A 19,251-nucleotide genomic window follows, 5' to 3' on the forward strand; every position below is an offset into this window, starting at 1 on the left:
TTGTTATTGTTCGGCGCGCGGCATCAGCCGCGCGCCGTCTTGCTCCAAACCTCTCGTGTTCCGGATCGCGTTACAGCTTGATCCAGGTCGCCTTCAGCTCGGTGTACTTGTCGAAGGCGTGCAGCGACTTGTCGCGGCCGTTGCCCGACTGCTTGAAGCCGCCGAAGGGAGCGGTCATGTCACCGCCGTCGTACATGTTCACCCACACGCTGCCGGCACGCAGGGCGCGCGCGGTGAGGTGAGCCTTGGAGATGTCGCGGGTCCAGACTGCCGCCGCCAGCCCGTACGGGGTGTCGTTGGCGATGCGGATCGCTTCCTCGGCGTCCTCGAACTCGATGACCGAGAGCACCGGGCCGAAGATTTCCTCGCGGGCGATCTTCATCGCGTTGCTCACGCCGTCGAACAGGGTCGGCTCGACGTAGGTGCCACCGGTTTCCTCCAGCACGCGCTTGCCGCCGGTGAGGATCTTCGCGCCTTCGTCCTGGCCGGCCTGGATGTAGCCCAGCACCTGCTCCAGCTGGCGAGCGTCGACCAGGGCGCCGACGTTGGTTTCCGGGGCCAGCGGGTGGCCGGCTTTCCAACCTTTGAGCGCCTCGACCACCAGCGGCAGGAATTTCGCCTTGATCGACTTCTGCACCAGCAGGCGCGAGCCGGCGGTGCACACTTCGCCCTGGTTGAAGGCGATGGCGGCGGCAGCGGACTCAGCGGCGGCCTGCAGGTCAGGCGCGTCCTCGAAGACGATGTTCGGGCTCTTGCCGCCGGCTTCCAGCCAGACGCGCTTCATGTTCGACTCGCCGGCATAGACCATCAGCTGCTTGGCGATCTTGGTGGAGCCGGTGAACACCGCGGTATCCACATCCATGTGCAGCGCCAGGGCCTTGCCGACGGTGTGGCCGTAGCCCGGCAGCACGTTCAGCACGCCAGCGGGAATGCCCGCTTCGATGGCCAGCTGGGCGATGCGGATGGCGGTCAGCGGCGAGCGCTCGGACGGCTTGAGGATCACCGAGTTGCCGGTGGCCAGCGCCGGGCCGAGTTTCCAGGCGGCCATCATCAGCGGGAAGTTCCACGGCACGATGGCGGCAACCACGCCTACCGGCTCACGGGTGACCAGGCCGAGCTGATCGTGGGAGGTGGCGGCCACTTCGTCGTAGACCTTGTCGATGGCCTCGCCGCTCCAGCGCAGGGAGTCGGCGGCGCCCGGCAGATCGACGTTCAGCGAATCGCCGATGGGCTTGCCCATGTCCAGGGTTTCCAGCAGCGCCAGTTCCTCGGCGTGCTCTTCCAGCAAGGCGGCGAAGCGGATCATCACGGCCTTGCGGATTGCCGGTGCTTCGCGCGACCAGACGCCGGAGTCGAAGGTAGCGCGGGCGCTCTGCACGGCGCGCTCGGCATCGGCGGCGTCACAGCTGGCGACCTTGGCCAGCAGACGGCCGTCCACCGGGCTGATGCAATCGAAAGTGTCGCCGGAGGCGGCGGCAAGGTATTCGCCCTGGATGAAGGCGCGGCCTTCGATCTTCAGGGTCTTGGCGCGGGCTTCCCATTCGGCGCGGGTTGGCTGGCTCATGCGTATCGCTCCTCGTTCTTGCTGTTGTTGGCGGAGACGGCCTGCGGACCGTCGCTGACAAATACATTTGAAACCATATCTTATGTTTTTTCGGTTGCCAATACAGGTCGAAAAACGAGCGCTTGAAAGGGGTTTTCGTGGCAAAAGACCTTGCTGAAAGTCCGGAAAGCGATTTAAAACTATGGAGACATAGCTTTGCGCGAAGCCGCAGCCGGTCTGCCGGTAGACTTCGCCCTCGACGCCAGAACAGGAATATTCCGCGCAGGACGCTTCCGCGCCCCTCGCACTGCTGCCTATGAACGAATTCAGGAAAGTCCGCCCCGCCAGTTTCATGCGCCTGCGCCAGGAAGGGCGCACCGAGGAAGTCGCGCGTCGGCTGGTGGAAATGATCGACCTCGGCCTCTACGCCGAAGGCGAGCAACTGCCCAGCGAAAGCGAGCTGGCGATGCAGTTCGGCGTCGCCACCGTGACCCTGCGCGATGCATTGGCGGAGCTGCGCGAACGCGGCGTGATCGAGACGCGCCGCGGGCGCAACGGCGGCAGCTTCGTCTGCTCGCCACAGCACACTTCGGAGGAGGCATTGCTGGGGCAGCTGCGCCAGATGAGTGCGCTGGAGCTGCGCGACCTGGGCGACGAACATGTCGCCATCGCCGGTGCTGCCGCACGCCTGGCCGCCCAGCGCTCGACGTCCGATGAGCAGGCGCGCATCGCCCAGTACCTCGAGGCGTTGGCCAGCGCCACCACCCGGCAGGAACAGCGCCGCGCCGATGCGCGCTTCCATATCGAGATTGCCGTCGCCGCCCAGTCCGTGCGCCTGACCCACGCGGAGACACGCCTGCAGGCGGAAATCGGCGAATGGCTGTGGCTGCCGGTGGAAGGATTTCCCGGTACGGCGACCATCGAACAGGAACACCGCGCCATTCTCGAAGCGATCAGCGCCGGCGACTCGAACCTGGCCGGCGCGCTGGCTGAAGCCCACGTCACCCGAGGCATCAAGCGGCTGATCAACCTGCGCCTCAGCCTACTGGCCGACGATGGCTGACTGGCACAGCGCTTGCTGCCTTCCGGGCGGACGAATTCAAGCGTGCGAAGTGATTCACCAGGCAGATACAGCGGGCCGCTCTGGCCCGAGTGAAAACAAGAACAGCGAGGCCACCGGTCATGTCCAGCGAGCAACCCACGGATGAACTCCAGTGCTGCGCCCAGCGCATCGACGCTTCCATCCGTAACGTTTTCCAGCGCCTCGACGAGCTGGCGGGCGAAGTCGTGGCGATCTGGCGCGAGCTGGCCGAGGAGGGCAAGCGTCCGTCCTCGAAGGACCTGGGCGCGCTGCGCCCACGCATCCAGCACGACCTCACCGACGATGGCACTCGCCTGCACGGTACCGGCGTGGTGATCGAGCCGGGCGAGCTGGTCGACCAGGAGATGTACCTGGAGTGGTGGTACCACGGCCGCGGCGACAAGGTCGTGCCCATGAGCCTGAACTTCAACCGGCGTAGCGAGAGCTTCTACAACTACCTCAACATGCCGTGGTTCTCCCGCCCGCGTGCCAGCGGCCAGCCCTCGGTAGTCGGACCCTTCGTCGACCTCTACGGCACCGACCTGTACATCCTCGCCTTCTCCGTGCCGATCCAGGTGGATGGTCGCTTCATCGGTGTCGCCGCTGCCGACATCGCCCTGCACGAGTTCGAGGGGGTGCTGCTGGGCAGCCTGATGCAGATGGGCCACGAAGCCCTGGTGGTGAATGGCGAAGGGCGCGTTGTCGCAGCCAATACCGCCAACTGGTTCACCGGTGACCTCGCCCGGCGCACGCTGGGGCGTGATGCGCAGGGGCGCGAGCAGGAGCTGGCGGCATCGTTCTCGCACTGGGCGGTCATTGAACGACCGTTGAACCGTCGTCTTGCCGGTGCCGCCTGAGGCTGCCAAACGCTGCGTAAACGGCTAGGCTAGGGCGGTTCCCTCCGACGGATACCGCCATGAGCCAGTCGCTCGACACCCTCACAGACTTCGAACCCCTGAGTGCAACGGATGCCCGCGTTATCGGGTGCCTGATCGAAAAACAGCTCACCACCCCCGAAGCCTACCCGCTGACCCTCAACGCACTGGTTACCGCATGCAACCAGAAGACCAGCCGCGACCCGGTGATGAACCTCACGCCTGGCCAGGTCGGCCAGTCCTTGCGTCATCTGGAAGGGCGCGAAATGACCCGCCTGGTCATGGGCAGCCGTGCCGACCGCTGGGAGCAGCGTCTGGACAAGGCACTGGAGCTGGTCAAACCACAGGTCATCCTGCTCGGCCTGCTGTTCCTGCGCGGCCCGCAGACCCTCAACGAACTGCTCACTCGTAGCCAGCGCATGCACGACTTCGACGATACCGAAGAAGTCCGTCACCAGCTCGAACGCCTCGCCGGCCGAGGCATGGCCTTGCAACTGGAGCGTCTGAGCGGCCAGCGTGAAGACCGCTACATGCATTTGCTGGGTACCGAGGAAGACCGCGAGGCCGCCATTGCTGCCAGCGGCACTCGCGCCTCCAGCGAGCGCAGCGACGGCGGTGGTCATGACGAGGGCCGTCTGGTCGAACTGGAAGGCCGTATTGCGGCTCTCGAAGAGCGTCTCGCGTTGCTGGAAATGGGCATCTCCCGAGACTGATTCGGAAGACTCTTCCGACGGGCCGACCAAAGTCGGCCTGCTCGCCTGCTAATACAGCGTTAACATTTGCCCCCGATAGTCATGCTTGCCCCCGCTTCATCCCGGAGTACCCCATGAGTCGCAAACCCTCCCAGGCCCAGCTGAGCGCCGTGCTCAGCCAGCTCACGGAAACCGACTTCAAATCCATCGGCGATCTTGCCGGCCCCCGCGAAGCCAATCTCTTCACCATCCGCGAACTGTTCCGTCAGGGGCTGATCAAGGGCGTGCTGATCGACGACCCCTTCGGTGCCGCAGACGAGGATGGCCCTTTGCTCTGCAGCGCCGAACGCCTGCGCCTGCGCAAACCGTGCGTGGAAAGAGTAGCGGAGGAGCGCGCCGAACCGCTGACGCCGCGGCTGGGTTTCCTGACGCTCTAGGCTAATCGCGGGCAAGAAAAAAGGCGCTGGGCTTGAGGCTCAGCGCCTTTTTCTTTGGATTTGGTGGAGCCGGGGGGATTTGAACCCCCGTCCGCCAGTTCTCCGCTGTCGGTTCTACATGCTTAGCCATCTCTATTAGGTTAACTCCTCGCGGCCCGAGTGGCAGGGCGCTTGGAGCGAGCTGTATGAGTTTTAGCCGTTACGTCTACAGCGAACTTGGCGGCGATCCTGTTCTATATGACAGACCTAATCTTCGGGTTTACAGGCATCCCCTAGGGTCTGCTAGCGGCACTTAGGCTGCTAGGGCGTAGTTGTCGTCGTTGGCAACTATAAAGTTGTGGCAGCTGATTTACGAGAACTGTCACCTACTCGGCATGCCCCTCGAGTTTTGTTACCGGCGTCGAATCCTAATCGGCCCCAAAACCTTGAAAGGTCGTTGGCGATTGTACGGGAAAGCCGCCCCGATAGCCACCCGGGGCGGCGCAAGGTGTTGTCAGCTCAGGAATTTCAGCACGGCTTCGGCAACGGCCTCGGAGGACGCGGGGTTCTGCCCGGTGATCAGACCGCGGTCGACCTCGACGTGGCTCTGCCAGTCCGGGCCTTTGCTGTAGCGGGCGCCGTTGGCCTTGAGCATGTCCTGGACGAGGAAGGGCACCACGTCGGTGAGGCCCACGGCGTCCTCTTCGCTGTTGGAGAAGCCGGTGACGTGCCGGCCCTGGACCAGCGGGCGGCCGTCGAGCCCGCGCGGGTGGCGGAACACGGCCGGGGCGTGGCAGACGGCGGAGACAGTCTTGCCGCTGGAGTGGAAGGCTTCGATCAGCGCCACCGAGGTGCGGTCCTCGGCCAGGTCCCAGAGCGGCCCGTGGCCGCCGGGATAGAACACGGCGTCGTAGTCGTCGGCCTTCACTTCGCTGAGCTTCACGGTACTGGCCAGCGCGGCCTGGGCGTCGCTGTCCTGGCGGAAGCGCAGGGTGGACGGGGTTTGCGCGCCTTCCTCGTCGCTCTTGGGGTCGAGCGGCGGCTGGCCGCCCTTGGGTGAGGCCAGGGTCAGGCTGGCGCCGGCATCCTTGAACACGTAGTAGGGCGCGGCGAACTCCTCGAGCCAGAAGCCGGTTTTCTTGCCGGTGCTGCCGAGCTGGTCGTGGGAGGTCAGGACTACCAGGATTTTCATGCTCACTCCTTCGGCGTATCGCTAGTCGTGCGGCTGCCGCCGAAACGGCAGCCCGGACTGTCAGTGTAGGCAATGAGCCGTCTGCGTCAGCGTGACAAGGTGATACCCAGATAGGCGGCATACAGCACGCCGTTGAGCATCAGTGCCCAGATCGGCAGGCCGCCGCGCTGGGCGTTGATCCGCAGCCAGAGCGCAGCCCCGAGGGTCACCAGTACGCCAGTGAGCACTTCGATGCGCGGCTGCCAGGGCGTGAGCAGGATGCCGATGGCGGGCAGCAGGGTGCCCTGGAAGACCATGGCGCCGCTGATGTTGCCGAAGGCCAGGGTGTCCTTGCCGCGGCGTACCCAGAGGATGCTGTTGATCTTCTCCGGCAGTTCGGTGGCGATGGGAATGATCAGCAGCGACAGCAGCAGCGCGGAAATACCCAGGATGTGCGACAGACCTTCCACACCATGGATGAAGCCCTTGGCGCCCAGCACCAGCAGCGCCAGGCCCAGCAGCAACTGCAGCAGGATGGTGGCGAGGTTGGTCGGCAGGCCGATGCGCGACAGGTACATGTGGTGGTCGGCCTCGGTACCGTGGCCGTCTTCCACCAGGCTTTGCGAGGCGCGGATGGTCAGCGTGATGTAGCCGATATAGGTGAGCACCAGCAGTACGCTGAGGGCGACGCGCGCGGAGCGCAGTTCAGCCGGGACGAACATGGCGATGGTGGCGAAGCTGAAGGCGACCAGGAAGAAGTTCAGGTCACGCTGCATTCCCGTGCGCTCGGGGCGGATGCGTCCGAACAGGCCGCGAGCGCGCCAGGCGGCGAGCGCCATCAGGCAGGTCGACAAGGTGGAGAGCATCAGCGGTGCACCGAGGATGGCGCCGACGCCGACTTCCTCGTTGAGGTTGACGTCGCTGGTGCCGGCGAACAGGGCCAGCAGCGGGATCAGGGTCTCCGGCAGGGCGGTGCCGATAGCCGCGAACAGCGAGCCGGTGACGCCTTCGGAGATGCCCAGGCGCTCGCCAAAGTGTTCCAGCGCGTTGGTGAAGAGTTCTGCGGCGATCAGGATCACCAGCAGCATGCCGAGCAGTTCGAGGATGAAGGTCAGCATGCGCGCAGCTCCAGAGGGATGGAGCGAAGAGAGGGGGGGGGCATCACGGTGAAGCTCCCGGCCGGTGTAAGTACCCATGACCACGCATCTCCCCGGCCGTTGCGGAGATCACGTGGTCAAAGGTCTTGCCAGGCAAAGCTGCTGACGACGCCATGGCCTGTGGGCCAAGTGTGTTGACGTCGCCCCCGTTCGTCGAACGGTCGGCTACTCCCCAATGACGCCGCGCATTCTAGCGGATCGGGCGAGCAGCTCAACCCATGTGCTACCAGGTATCGATCAGTGGACGCTTTTTCCCCTGGCGCGGTGCGGGCTTGGGCGTCGATGCCAGGCCGCGCAGCAACCAGCGGCGGGTGTCGGCCGGGTCGATGACGTCGTCGATCTCCAGGTAGCTCGCCATGTTCAGCCCCTTGCCGTTGCGGTAGGCGGCGGCGACCAGCTTGTCGAACAGCTTCTGCCGCTCCTGCGCGTCCTCGATGGCGCCCAGTTCCTTGGCGTAGCCCAGGCGGATCGCCCCTTCCAGCCCCATGGCGCCGAACTCGCCGCTGGGCCAGGCGACGGTGAACAGCGCGGAGTGGAAGCTGCCAGCGGCCATGGCTTGTGCGCCAAGGCCGTAGCCCTTGCGCAGCACCACGGTGAAGAACGGCACGCTGAGACTGGCGGCGGTGACGAACATGCGTGAGACGTGGCGCACGGTGCCGGTCTTCTCCGCTTCCGGGCCGACCATGAAGCCGGGGGTGTCGCACAGCGAGATGATCGGCAGGTCGAAGGCGTCGCACAGCTGCATGAAGCGCGCGGCCTTGTCGCCGGCCTCGGCATCGATGGCGCCGCCCAGGTGCATAGGGTTGTTGGCGATCAGGCCGAAGGGTTTGCCTTCGATGCGCACCAGCGCGGTGATCATGCCGGCGGCGAAGTGGCGGCGCAGCTCCAGCACCGAGCCATTGTCGGCCAGTTGCTCGATGACCTGGCGGATGTCGTAGACGCGCAAGCGGTTCTCCGGCACGGCGTGGCGCAGCAGGCGCTGGTCGGCGCACTGCCAGTCGGCGCTGTCGCCCTGGAAGTAGGCGAGGTATTGGCGCGCGATGCGCGTGGCTTCGGCTTCGTCTTCCACCAGTACGTCGATCACGCCGTTGGCGCTCTGCACGTCGCTGGGGCCGACTTCCTCGGGGGCGAACCTGCCCAGGCCGCCGCCTTCGATCATCGCCGGGCCGGCCATGCCCAGGCTGGTATCGCGGGTGGCGATGATCACGTCGCAACAGCCCAGCAGGGCAGCGTTGCCGGCGAAGCAGCGGCCGGAGACCACGCCCACCAGCGGCACCAGCCCGGAGAGCCGCGCCAGGCCGACGAAGCTCATGTTGTCCAGCCCGGCCACGCCGACGAAGTCGGTGTCGCCCGGACGCCCGCCGCCGCCTTCCGCGTAGAGCACCAGCGGGATGCGCCATTGTTCGGCGAGGTGCAGCATGCGGTCGGTCTTCTTGTGGTTCATCACGCCCTGGGTGCCGGCAAACACCGTGTAGTCGTAGGCCAGCACCAGGCAGCGAGCCTTTTCGTCGCCGAACTGCGCGGCGTTGATGCTGCCCAGGCCGCTGACCAGGCCGTCGGCAGGGCTACTGGCGATCAGGTCGTCGACGCTGCGACGCCGGCGCTGGGCAGCGATTGCCAGGGCGCCATACTCGATGAAGCTGCCGTCATCGAGCAGGTCGGCCAGGTTCTCGCGGGTGGTGCGCTTGCCGATCCGATGGCGCTTGGCGACGGCGTCCGGGCGGCGTTCGTCGAGGCCGATGGCGTGGCGCTCGAGGACTTCGGCGAGGTCGGCGCGGATGGCGTCGAGATCGATGGCAGCGCTGCTTTCATGGTCCTGCGCCTGGATGTCCGCTGGCTCGACGAACAGCAGCGGGTCGCCCTCGCCGAGGCTGTCGCCGGGCGTGGCGGCGAGGCTGTGGACGATTCCGCTGGCGCTGGCTTTCACCTCGAATTCCATCTTCATCGCCTCGACGACGGCGATGGTCTGGCCCTGGGCAACGCCGTCGCCCGTGGCCACGCTCAGGCTGACCAGCACGCCCGCGCCGGGTGCGGCGAGCGGGATGCAGCCGGCTGGCGCTTCGCTGCTGCGCTGGGCTTGCGCGGATACGCCAGCGTGGCTGAAGAAGCGATGCGGGTGCGCGTGCTCCTGAGCGCCCAGCAGCGTGGGCAGGTGTTCTTCGATGTAGCGGGTGGTGACCTGGTTGTCCGCTACCGCGCGCTGGCGCAGCAGATTGAGCAGCAGCGGGATGTTGCTCGCCACGCCCTCGAGGCGGAATTCGCAGAGCGCGCGGTAGGCGCGCTGTACCAGCTGCGGATAACCGCCGTTGCCGTGGACGATCAGCTTGGCCAGCAGCGAGTCGTAGCCGGCGCTGTTGCGGTAGCCGGCGTATCCGTAGCCATCCACGCGCAGGCCGGGGCCGCTGGGCGGCTCGTAGGCGCTGAGGGTACCGCAGGCGAGGTGGGGTGTGCCGTCGCTGGCCAGGCTTTCCAGGTTGATCCGCAGTTGCAGGGCATGGCCGCGCGGCGCGGGAATCTCGGCCTGGGTCAGGTTCAGCTCGGCAAGGCTGGCGCCGGCGGCAATACGCAGTTGCGCCTGCACCAGGTCGATGCCGGTCACCGCTTCGGTGATGGTGTGCTCCACCTGCAGGCGCGGGTTGGCTTCCATGAACACGAAGTCGCCGCTGTCTTCGTCCAGCAGGAACTCGAAGGTGCCCAGGCCGCGATAGTCCACGGCTTCGGCCAGCCGCACCGCGGCGGCGAGGATGGCACCGCGCAGGCGTGGATGCAGGTTGGGGCTGGGGGCTATCTCCAGCAGCTTCTGGTTGCGCCGCTGCAGGGTGCAGTCGCGCTCCCCCAGGTGGCTGACGACGCGGCCGTCGCCGATCACCTGCACCTCGATGTGGCGGGCGCGCTGGATCAGGCGCTCGACGTAGAGACGGTCATCGCCGAAGGCCGCGCGGGCTTCGGCCTGGCAACGGGCGTAGGCGTCGGTGATTTCCTCGATGCTGCGCACCGCGCGCATACCGCGTCCACCGCCGCCGGCGAGGGCCTTGATCATCATGCCGGCGCCGGCGGGCAGCTCGCGGAAGAAGCGTTCGGCGTCTTCCAGCAAGGTGGCGCTGTTGCTGCCGGCGGCCAGCGCCACGCCGTGATCACGGGCGAGGTCGCGGGCGCGGGCCTTGTCGCCAAACACGTCGAGCACGTCCGCCGAAGGGCCGACGAAAGTGAGCCCGGCGTCTTCGCAGTGGCGGGCGAAGCCGGCGTTCTCGGAAAGGAAGCCATAGCCCGGATGCACCGCATCGCAGCCTTGGGTCCGGGCGATGTCGATGATCTGCTGCTGGTCGAGATAGGCGCTGGCGCCGCGCCCTTTCAGGGCGGCGGCCTGGTCGGCCTGGCGCGTGTGCAGCGAGGTGGCGTCGTCCTCGGCGAAGATTGCCAGCGTCTGGATGCCCAGCTCGGCGGCGGCACGGGCAATGCGGATGGCGATCTCGCCACGGTTGGCGATGAGCAGGCGGGTGACGGGCATGGCGATTCCGGTTGTGGTTCTTGTGGTCGGGAATCGCTACATCTTAGGGAGCGGGCAGGGCGGGGGAACGAACTGCGGCCTCGCGAATGCCAAAGGCTTCGCCGGCTTTATGGGTGGCGGCCGGCCAACGACCGACCGCCACGAGGGCGGTCAACCGTTGGCTCCACCGTCACCGCTGTGTTTCTTCAGCAGTTGCAGGGCCTTTTCGGTCTGCGCGATGCAGGCTTTGGTGTTGCCGTCGGCCTGGGCCTGCGCGGCTTTTTCCTGCAGGCGCATGGCCTGCTCCTGGGCCTGGGTGTTGTTGGTGGCGGTTTTCACCGCATCGTCGACTTTCTGGAGATTGTCGCTGCACAGGTCGGCGGCAAAAGCCGGCGACGCCAGCAGGGCGGCTGTAATGAGCAGGGCGGCACGTTTCATGGCAGTACTCCTGTCAACTTGACCGTTGTCGCGGACCGAACGGGCGGGCCGTACAGGGTGGACTGCCACGATTCACGCGGGGTTCAGAGAATCGGCCCGGCGGTTGTTGGAAGTTCGACGCAGACGCCCAGGCCGCGGCCGTCCAGCCCTTCGTGCAGGGAAATGCGTCCGTGGTGGATTTCCACGATGCGCTTGACGATGGGCAGGCCCAGCCCACTGCCGCTGCTGCTGGCGACGCTGGGGCTGCGGTAGAAGCGGGTGAAGATCGCCGCCTGTTCGGCCGGCGCCACGCCGGGGCCGTTGTCGCGCACCCAGAGGGTCAGTCGGTCGCTCGCGCTCTCCAGGCTGACGGCCACGCGGCCGCCATCGGGGGTGTAGCGCAGGGCGTTGCCGACCAGGTTGGTGAGCATCAGCCCGAGCCACGCCGCTACGCCCCGCAGCGTGACCTCCTGGCTATCGAGGGTCAGCTCGATCTGCTTGTCGATGGCCTGCGGCGCGAGATCGGCGATGGTGTCTTCGGCCAGCAGGCGCAGGTCCACCGGGGCGAAGATTTCGTGCAGCTCTTCGGCATCGAGCCGCGCCAGCAGGAGAATCTGCTCCATCAGCGCGCTGATCCGTTCGACGCTGCGACTGACCTGCTGCAGTCCGTGGGCGTGGGCGGCCGGGTCGGACGAGCGTAGCGCCACCTGGGCGTGGGTGCGCAGGCTGGCCAGCGGCGTACGGATTTCGTGGGCGGCGTCGCTGGTCAGCCGGCGCTCGGCTTCCATCGCCGAATGCAGGCGCTCCAGCAGCAGGTTCAGTTCGTTGACCAGGCTGTGCACCTCCACCGGTGCGCGGCTCAGGGCCAGCGGGTGGAGGCTGTGGGCGCCGCGCTGGTGCACCTGTTCGATCAGGCCGCGCAGCGGCGCCAGGCCCTGGCGAACGCCGAACCAGACCAGCACGCCGAACAGCGGCAGGGCCAGCAGCAACGGGAAAAGGGCGCTGAACAGCAGCAGGTGCAGGGTCTTGTGGCGGTAGTGCAGGTCCTCGAAGACCCAGATGCGCACTTCGTCGGTGCCTGTCGTGGCCATTTGCAGCACGCGCCAGTTGACCCCGCCGCTGAGCAGGTCGGAGAAGCCTGGCGGCTGCGCCTCGATCCCCTTGGGCGGCTTGTGGGTGGCCAGCAGCGGCTGACCGCGGTACCAGATGGCATAGCCCAGCGTGGCCTCGCGGCGGATCAGCGGCAGCCCTTCGATGGCCTTGCGGCTGCGTGCGAGGATTTCCATGGCGTCGCTGGACTGCGGATCTATCGCGTCGGCGACATCGATCAGGCTCAGGGCGGCCTGGCCGAAGTCGATCATGTCCTGGTCGTAGAGGCGGTTCACCTGCTCGCGGGTCAGGTGGTAGGTGAACAGGCCGGCGACCAGCCACAGCACGGAAACACCGCCAATCAGCGTCAGCAGCAGGCGTCGGCTGATGGAGCCGGCGCGGCGCGGCCCGCTGCTCAAGCTCGTGCGGCGCCGTCGGGGCGGTCGATGCCGTAGCCGATGCCGCGCACAGTGCGGATCAGGCTGTTGCCCAGCTTGCGCCGCAGGTGGTGGATATGGACTTCGATGGCATTGCTTTCCAGGTCGCCGTCCCAGCCGTAGAGAGCTTCCACCAGGCGGGCACGGGACAGCACCTTGCCGCGTTGCTCCAGGAGCAGGCGCAGCAGCGCGTATTCGCGCGGAGCCAGGTCCACTGGTGAGCCAGACAGGCTGACCTGGTGGGTGGCCGGGTCCAGCGCCAGTTCGCCGTGTTGCAGCAGGGGCGCGGCGCGGCCGGTGTGGCGGCGGGTCAGGGCGCGGACGCGGGCGAGCAGTTCGTCGAGGTCGAAGGGTTTGGTCAGGTAGTCGTCGGCGCCAGCGTCCAGACCGGCCACGCGATCGGCCACCTTGTCGCGAGCGGTGAGGATCAGCACGGGCGTCAGGTCGCCGCGGCGGCGCAGCCCGCGCAGCACTTCCAGGCCGTCCTTGCGCGGCAGCCCGAGGTCGAGGACCAACAGGTCGAACTCATCGGTGGCCAGCGCCTGGTCGGCGGCCACGCCATCGCTCACCCAGTCCACGGTGTCGCCTTCCAGACCGAGCCCTGCGCGAATGCCATCGCCCAGCAACTGGTCGTCTTCTGCCAACAGGATTCTCATCTTGGTCCCCTCCACCGGCCTGTGCAGCAGGATAGCTGGCGTGATCCGGTTAGGGCAGAGGGTGACAGCGCTCGCTTAACGAGGTGTTAAGGCCGTGAGACTGGAGCGGCCCGTGGAAACGGGCCGGAAAGCCGGGGATGAGCGGGGAGAAGGTGTCCGCCGCCTGGAGGGGCGGCGGACACCAGCGGAACGCTAGGCGCCAGAAGCCAGGCCGACTGACGGGCGAGCGCGGGTCACGCGATCCACCAGGTAGACCACGCCGCGGTAGTCGATGCCGCCATGGGCGGACAGGCCGATCTCGCAGGTGCGGCTGGTGGAGACGCCTTCTTCGCAATACTGCACCGCGTCCTTGAGCGTGCGCAGCGAGTGCGCGTTCAGCTCGGGCGTGGTGAAACCCTTGTCGCCGGCAAAACCACAGCAGTGGATGCCCTCGGGGATCACCACCTCGCGGGTGCAGCGCTTGACCAGGTCGATCAGCGCCTGGCTTTCGCCCAGGTGCTGGGTGCTGCACGTGACGTGCACGGCCACTGGCTTGTCCTGCGGCTGGAAGTCCAGGCGCTCGACCAGATGGGTGCGAATGAACTTCACCGGGTCGTAGATCTTCAGCCGGTCGTCGGCCAGTTCCTGCACCAGGCGCAGGGTGCAGGGGCTGGTGTCGCAGTAGATCGGGTCGAGGCCGCCGCGGCTGGCCCGCAGCAATTCGGCGAGCAGCTCGTCGCGCTTGGCGTCGGCCTGCGCCTTGTAGCCCTTGGAGGCGAACGGCTGGCCGCAGCAGAGGTTGTCGGCGTTGTCCGGGAAAACCACCTGGTAGCCGGCTTTCTCCAGCAACTGGCGGGTCTTCTCGATCAACGGCATCTGCTCCTCGTCCGCCGCCGCCGGGCCCATGGCGCGGGACACGCAGGCGGTGAGGTAGACGACGCGCGGCCTGCCGTTATCCACCGGCTGCGATGTGGCTGCGAGGCGCACGGGCTGCGGCATGGCCGGCGTCCACTGCGGCACACGGCCCTTGCTGGCATGGCTGATGGAAGCGCTGAGGCGAGCCAGGCGCGGCGCGCCGAGCACCATGCGCGCACCGTTGGCGGCGTGCAGCATGAGCTTTGCACCCTTCAGGGCGGTGGCGAAGTGGCGCGCGAGCCAGGTGGCGGTGCCGGCATGCTGTGCTTCTTCGCCGCGCAGCTTCTTGATCAGTTCGCCCGTGTTGATGTTCACCGGGCAGCGCTGGGCACACAGGCCGGTGGCGGCGCAGGTGTCGATGCCCTGGTACTGGTAGTCGCGCTCCAGTTCGGTGGTGTCGATGCCGGCGCGGCGCTTCGCCTGGATATCACGCCACATCACGATGCGCTGGCGTGGGCTGAGGGTCAGCCCCTTGGACGGGCAGACCGGCTCGCAGAAGCCGCACTCGATGCACTTGTCGACGATCTCGTCGGCGGCCGGCAGCGGCTTGAGGTTCTTCAGGTGCAGCTGCGGATCGTCGGTCAGCACCACGCCGGGGTTGAGGATGCCGGTGGGGTCGAGCAGGCGCTTCAACTGCCACATCAGCTGGTAGGCGTCATGGCCCCATTCCAGCTCGACGAAGGGCGCCATGTTGCGCCCGGTGCCGTGCTCGGCCTTGAGCGAGCCGCCGTATTCCACGGCGACCAGGTGCGCGACGTCGTCCATGAAGGCCGAGTAGCGCGCGATCTGTTCAGGCGACTCGAAGCCCTGGGTGAAGACGAAGTGCAGGTTTCCTTCCAGCGCATGGCCGAACAGGATGGCTTCGTCGTAGCCGTGCTTGTCGAACAGCTCGATCAGGCGGTTCACGCCTTCGGCCAGCTGTTCGACGGGGAAGGTGACGTCCTCGATGATCACCGTGGTGCCGGTCTCGCGTACCGCGCCGACGGCCGGGAAGGTGTCCTTGCGGATGCGCCAGAGCTGGTTGTAGACCACCGGGTCTTCGCTGAAGTCGACTTGCTTCTCCACCGGGTAACCGGCGATGGAAACGCTGATCTGCGCGAGCTGTTCGTGCAGCAGCGACTGGGTTGCCGCGCGGGATTCGATGAGCAGCGCGCAGGCGCCTTCGGAGAGGCTTTTCACCCAGACAGGCATGCCCTGCATGTTCTCCACCGAGCGCAGGCTGCGGCGATCCAGCAGCTCCACGGCGGACACTGGCTGCTGCTTGAGCACGGTCACGGCCTTGCAGCAGGTCGCCACGTCGGGGAAGACGATCAGCGCGCTGGCCTTGTTCGGGTGGTCCGGCACGGTGTCGTAGGTCACTGCGCTGATGAAGCCCAGGGTGCCCTCGGAACCGACCATCAGGTGGGTGAGGATATCCAGCGGCTCGTCGTAGTCGACCAGGGCATTGAGTGACAGCCCGGTGGTGTTCTTCAGGCGGTACTTGTGGCGGATTTTCGCGGCCAGTTCGGTGTTGGCGCGGGTCTGCCGACCCAGTTCGGCGAGCTGCTCGAGCAGTGCGCCATGGCTTTCGCGGAAAGCCGCGAGGCTGTCGGGCAACTCGCTGTCCAGCAGGGTGCCATCGGCCAGCAGCAGGCGCATGCCAGCCAGGGTGTGGTAGCTGTTCTGCGCCGTGCCGCAGCACATGCCGCTGGCATTGTTGGCGACGATGCCGCCGATCTTGCAGGCATTGATCGAGGCCGGGTCCGGGCCGATCTTGCGGCCGAAGGGTGCCAGCCAGGCGTTGGCCTGGGCGCCTATGACGCCAGGCTGCAGGCGAATCTGCGTGCCACCGTCGCGTATATCGCGGCCGTTCCAGTTGTCGCCCAGCACCAGCAGCACCGAGTCGCTCACGGCCTGGCCGGAGAGGCTGGTGCCGGCGGCGCGGAAGGTCACCGCCACCTGATTGGCGTGGGCGGCCTTGAGCAGGGTGGCGACTTCGTCTTCGCTCTCGACGCGGATCACCAGCTTGGGGATCAGCCGGTAGAAGCTGGCGTCGGTGCCGAAGGCCAGGGTCGAGAGCGGATCGTCGAAGCGGCGCTCGCGGGGGATCAGGTGTTCTACCGTGTCGAGGAAAGCGGCAGGGAGGCTCATGGCGGCTCCAGTCATCATCGGTGAGCGTGGACCGCTGGACGGCCCATCGGTGTTCTTTTGGATTCGAACGCACCAAGGTGTGCGTTCACTTGTAGGAGCGAGCTTGCTCGCGAACCGGGTGGGCACGGGGCTGGCAGGTTCGCGAGCAAGCTCGCTCCTACAGGAAAAGCTGTTATCGACCGAATTCGCGCACCAGCGAATCACGGCTGATTTCGCCGATGGTCTTGGCGCCGGTGAGCACCATGGCCACGCGCATTTCCTTCTCGAACAGGTCCAGCAGGTTCTTCACGCCGGCTTCGCCGTGGGTTGCCAGGGCGTAGAGGAAGGCGCGACCGATGAGCACGGTGTCCGCGCCCAGGGCAATCATGCGCACCACGTCCAGGCCGTTGCGGATGCCGGAATCGGCAAGGATCTTCAGGTCGCCTTTCACGGCATCGGCGATGGCCGGCAGGGCGCGGGCGCTGGAGAGCACGCCGTCGAGCTGGCGGCCGCCGTGGTTGGACACGACGATGCCGTCGGCGCCGAATTTCACCGCGTCCTTGGCATCTTCCGGATCGAGAATGCCCTTGATGATCATCGGGCCGTCCCAGAACTCACGGATCCACTCCAGGTCCTTCCAGGAGATGGACGGGTCGAAGTTGGCACCCAGCCAGCCGATGTAGTCGGCCAGGCCCGTGGGGTTGCCGCGGTACTTGGAGATGTTGCCCAGGTCGTGGGGCTTGCCCAGCAGGCCGACGTCAAGCGCCCACTGTGGGTGGGTCATGGCCTGCCAGACGCGACGCAGCGGCGCGTTCGGGCCGCTCATGCCGGAGTGGGCGTCACGGTAGCGGGCGCCGGGCACCGGCATGTCGACGGTGAATACCAGGGTCTTCACGCCGGCGGCCTTGGCGCGCTCCAGGGCGTTGCGCATGAAGCCGCGATCCTTCAGCACATAGAGCTGGAACCACATGGGCCGGTCGATGGCCGGGGCGACTTCCTCGATGGGGCAGACCGACACCGTCGACATCGTGAACGGAATGCCTTTCGCAGCCGCCGCGCGGGCTGCCTGCACCTCGCCGCGGCGGGCATACATGCCGGTCAGGCCGACAGGGGCCAGGGCGATGGGCATGCTCAACGCTTCGTCGAACAGCTTCGTCTCCAGGCTCAGTTCAGACATGTTCTTCAGCACGCGCTGGCGCAGGGCGATGTTGGCCAGGTCGTCGACGTTGTTGCGCAGGGTACGCTCGGCGTAGGCGCCGCCGTCGGCGTAGTGGAAGAGGAACGGCGGCAGCTTGCGTTGGGCCGCGGCGCGGTAGTCGGTAGAGGCAGAGATGATCATTGGGCTCTTCCGTTTTGAGAGAAAAGTGTTGGATCGAGCGAGCTAGAGCGAGACAAGGCGGAAATGGCCGAGGGAGCGGAGCCTACAACTGTAGGTGAGCATCCCGAGGCCATTTCCAACGCAGTATCGCCGACGCGCAGCCGATCAGCGCACGGTCAGTGAACCAGCATGCCGGTGAAGATATAGGCCTGGGCCAGGGTGATCAGACCCACCAGGGCGGCGAACATCAGGCTGTGCTTGAGGGTGAAGCGGAACAGGTCGGATTCCTTGCCGACCATGCCGGTCGCGGCGCAGGCCACGGCGATGGACTGCGGCGAGATCATCTTGCCGGTCACGCCGCCGCTGGTATTGGCGGCCACCAGCAGGGTGTCGTTGACCCCGATCTGGTGCGCGGTGGTGGACTGCAGCGAGCTGAACAGGGCGTTGGAGGAGGTGTCCGAGCCGGTCAGGAACACACCCAGCCAGCCGAGGAACGGCGAGAAGAACGGGAACGCCGCGCCGGTGCCGGCCAGCACCAGCGCCAGGGTGGTGGACATGCCCGAGTAGTTGGTGACGAAGGCGAAGGCCAGCACCATGCCGATGGAGAGGATCGGCCACTTCAGCTCGACCAGGGTCTCCTTGAAGGTGGTCAGACCAGTTTTCGCGCTGATACGCAGGACGAACATCGAGATCACGGCGGAGAGGAAGATCGCGGTGCCGGTGGCCGAGACCGGGTCCAGTTTGAACACGGCGGCAATCGGCGTCGGGTTGGCGACGATGGGCGCGGTCTTCACCACCAGCTGGTCCAGGTGCGGGATGGCGAAGTTGAACACCAGGTTGTACAGCGCGCCGCCCGGAGCGAAGAGCGCCTTGAAAGGCTTCAGGGTCCAGATGGTGACCAGCACGGTGAGCACCAGGAAGGGCGACCAGGCCTTGAGGATTTCGCCGAAGTTGTAGGGCGTCGGCTCGGCGCTGCGCGGGCCGTTGCCGCCCAGGACAGCGGCGCCGCCGGCGGCGGCGACCACTTCACGCTCGCTGGCGGGTTGCCAGACCTTCAGGAACAGGGTCAGGGAAATCAGGCTGACCAGGGCGGAGGTGATGTCCGGCAGTTCCGGGCCGATGAAGTTGGAGGTGAAGTACTGGGTGATGGCGAAGCTGCCGCCGGCGACCAGGGCGGCCGGCCAGGTTTCCTTCACGCCCTTGAGGCCGTCCATCATGAACACCAGCCAGAACGGCACGAGGATCGACAGGAAGGGCAGTTGGCGGCCGGTCATGGCGCCGATCTTGAAGGCGTCGATGCCGGTGACCTGGCCCGCGACGATGATCGGGATACCCAGGGCGCCGAAGGCGACCGGCGCGGTGTTGGCGATCAGGCACAGGCCCGCGGCGTAAAGCGGGTTGAAGCCCAGGCCGACGAGCAGGGCGGCGGTGATCGCCACCGGCGCGCCGAAGCCGGCCGCACCTTCGAGGAACGCGCCGAAGGAGAAGCCGATCAGCAGCACCTGCAGGCGCTGGTCGCCGGTGATCGACAGCACCGAGCTGCGGATCACCTCGAACTGGCCACTCTTGACCGTGAGCTTGTAGAGGAACACCGCCGCGACGATGATCCAGGCGATCGGCCACAGGCCGTAGGCGAAGCCATAGCCGGCAGCGGCGATGGCCATGTCGGCGGGCATGCCGAACGCGGCGATGGCGATGATGATCGAGAGGGCGAGGGTGATGCTGCCGGCGACGTGGCCCTTGAGGCGGAACACGGCGAGGGCGAGGAAGAAGAACACGATCGGGATGACGGCGACCAGCGCGGACAGGCCGAGGCTGCCGAGCGGGGTATAGATCTGCTGCCAGGTTTGCATCTGTGTTGGCTCCCTAATTGTTTTTGGGTGGAGGGCCTGGTTGCCGGTCGGGCGAT

Annotated in this window: 14 protein-coding genes, 1 other RNA gene and 1 riboswitch; of the genes, 4 read left to right on the forward strand and 11 right to left on the reverse strand. The window is 66.6% G+C overall.

From position 1 onward, the window contains the following. Positions 1-70: 70 nt before the first annotated feature. Positions 71-1,564 carry an aldehyde dehydrogenase gene (locus UB43_RS25080; protein WP_045216673.1) on the reverse strand — a complete coding sequence of 498 codons (1,494 nt, stop codon included), beginning with the start codon at positions 1,562-1,564 and terminating at the stop codon, positions 71-73. A 295-nt stretch (positions 1,565-1,859) separates the two neighbouring features. On the opposite strand from UB43_RS25080, the gene UB43_RS25085 reads away from it, so the two are divergent. The 4 genes from UB43_RS25085 (at position 1,860) to UB43_RS25100 (ending at position 4,628) form a co-directional block, all read left to right on the forward strand. Then, on the forward strand, positions 1,860-2,606 hold the full coding sequence (locus tag UB43_RS25085; RefSeq protein ID WP_045216675.1) for a FadR/GntR family transcriptional regulator: 747 nt from the start codon (positions 1,860-1,862) through the stop codon (positions 2,604-2,606). Between the two features lie 119 nt (positions 2,607-2,725). Beyond that, positions 2,726-3,481, forward strand: a complete 756-nt coding sequence (locus UB43_RS25090) for a cache domain-containing protein (protein ID WP_045216678.1) — start codon at positions 2,726-2,728, stop codon at positions 3,479-3,481. A gap of 59 nt (positions 3,482-3,540) precedes the next feature. Further along, on the forward strand, positions 3,541-4,212 hold the full coding sequence (locus UB43_RS25095; protein WP_045216680.1) for a YceH family protein: 672 nt from the start codon (positions 3,541-3,543) through the stop codon (positions 4,210-4,212). 113 nt (positions 4,213-4,325) lie between these two features. Further along, positions 4,326-4,628: a hypothetical protein gene (locus UB43_RS25100; protein WP_045216683.1), complete on the forward strand. Its 303-nt coding sequence runs from the start codon at positions 4,326-4,328 to the stop codon at positions 4,626-4,628. Positions 4,629-4,689: 61 nt separating this feature from the next. Here UB43_RS25100 and ssrA read toward each other — a convergent pair. From ssrA to UB43_RS25145, 10 genes are all read right to left on the reverse strand, one after another. Beyond that, positions 4,690-5,047: a transfer-messenger RNA gene (gene ssrA, locus UB43_RS29280) on the reverse strand. Positions 5,048-5,121: 74 nt separating this feature from the next. Further along, the gene (locus tag UB43_RS25105; protein WP_045216686.1) at positions 5,122-5,799 is read right to left on the reverse strand and encodes a type 1 glutamine amidotransferase domain-containing protein; all 678 of its coding nucleotides are present in this window, start codon (positions 5,797-5,799) and stop codon (positions 5,122-5,124) included. 86 nt (positions 5,800-5,885) lie between these two features. Next, complete coding sequence (locus tag UB43_RS25110; RefSeq protein WP_045216689.1) at positions 5,886-6,896, reverse strand: sodium:calcium antiporter; 1,011 nt, start codon at positions 6,894-6,896, stop codon at positions 5,886-5,888. A 52-nt stretch (positions 6,897-6,948) separates the two neighbouring features. Further along, a riboswitch (yybP-ykoY riboswitch) is annotated at positions 6,949-7,121 on the reverse strand. A gap of 37 nt (positions 7,122-7,158) precedes the next feature. Continuing rightward, positions 7,159-10,443 carry a carboxyl transferase domain-containing protein gene (locus UB43_RS25115; protein WP_045216691.1) on the reverse strand — a complete coding sequence of 1,095 codons (3,285 nt, stop codon included), beginning with the start codon at positions 10,441-10,443 and terminating at the stop codon, positions 7,159-7,161. Positions 10,444-10,593: 150 nt separating this feature from the next. Continuing rightward, on the reverse strand, positions 10,594-10,860 hold the full coding sequence (locus UB43_RS25120) for a hypothetical protein (RefSeq protein ID WP_045216694.1): 267 nt from the start codon (positions 10,858-10,860) through the stop codon (positions 10,594-10,596). Between the two features lie 83 nt (positions 10,861-10,943). Next, positions 10,944-12,347 carry a HAMP domain-containing sensor histidine kinase gene (locus tag UB43_RS25125; protein ID WP_045216696.1) on the reverse strand — a complete coding sequence of 468 codons (1,404 nt, stop codon included), beginning with the start codon at positions 12,345-12,347 and terminating at the stop codon, positions 10,944-10,946. Beyond that, the gene (locus tag UB43_RS25130; RefSeq protein WP_045216698.1) at positions 12,344-13,021 is read right to left on the reverse strand and encodes a response regulator; all 678 of its coding nucleotides are present in this window, start codon (positions 13,019-13,021) and stop codon (positions 12,344-12,346) included. The genes UB43_RS25125 and UB43_RS25130 overlap by 4 nt, the downstream gene beginning before the upstream one ends. A gap of 192 nt (positions 13,022-13,213) precedes the next feature. Then, positions 13,214-16,045, reverse strand: coding sequence for an FAD-binding and (Fe-S)-binding domain-containing protein (locus UB43_RS25135; protein ID WP_045216700.1), 2,832 nt, complete (start codon positions 16,043-16,045; stop codon positions 13,214-13,216). 172 nt (positions 16,046-16,217) lie between these two features. After that, positions 16,218-17,363 carry an FMN-dependent L-lactate dehydrogenase LldD gene (gene lldD / locus UB43_RS25140; protein ID WP_045216703.1) on the reverse strand — a complete coding sequence of 382 codons (1,146 nt, stop codon included), beginning with the start codon at positions 17,361-17,363 and terminating at the stop codon, positions 16,218-16,220. A 155-nt stretch (positions 17,364-17,518) separates the two neighbouring features. Next, positions 17,519-19,195 carry a lactate permease LctP family transporter gene (locus UB43_RS25145; RefSeq protein WP_045216706.1) on the reverse strand — a complete coding sequence of 559 codons (1,677 nt, stop codon included), beginning with the start codon at positions 19,193-19,195 and terminating at the stop codon, positions 17,519-17,521. Between the last annotated feature and the right edge of the window lie 56 nt (positions 19,196-19,251).

The organism is Pseudomonas sp. 21 (genome assembly GCF_000955805.1).
GTDB lineage: Bacteria > Pseudomonadota > Gammaproteobacteria > Pseudomonadales > Pseudomonadaceae > Pseudomonas.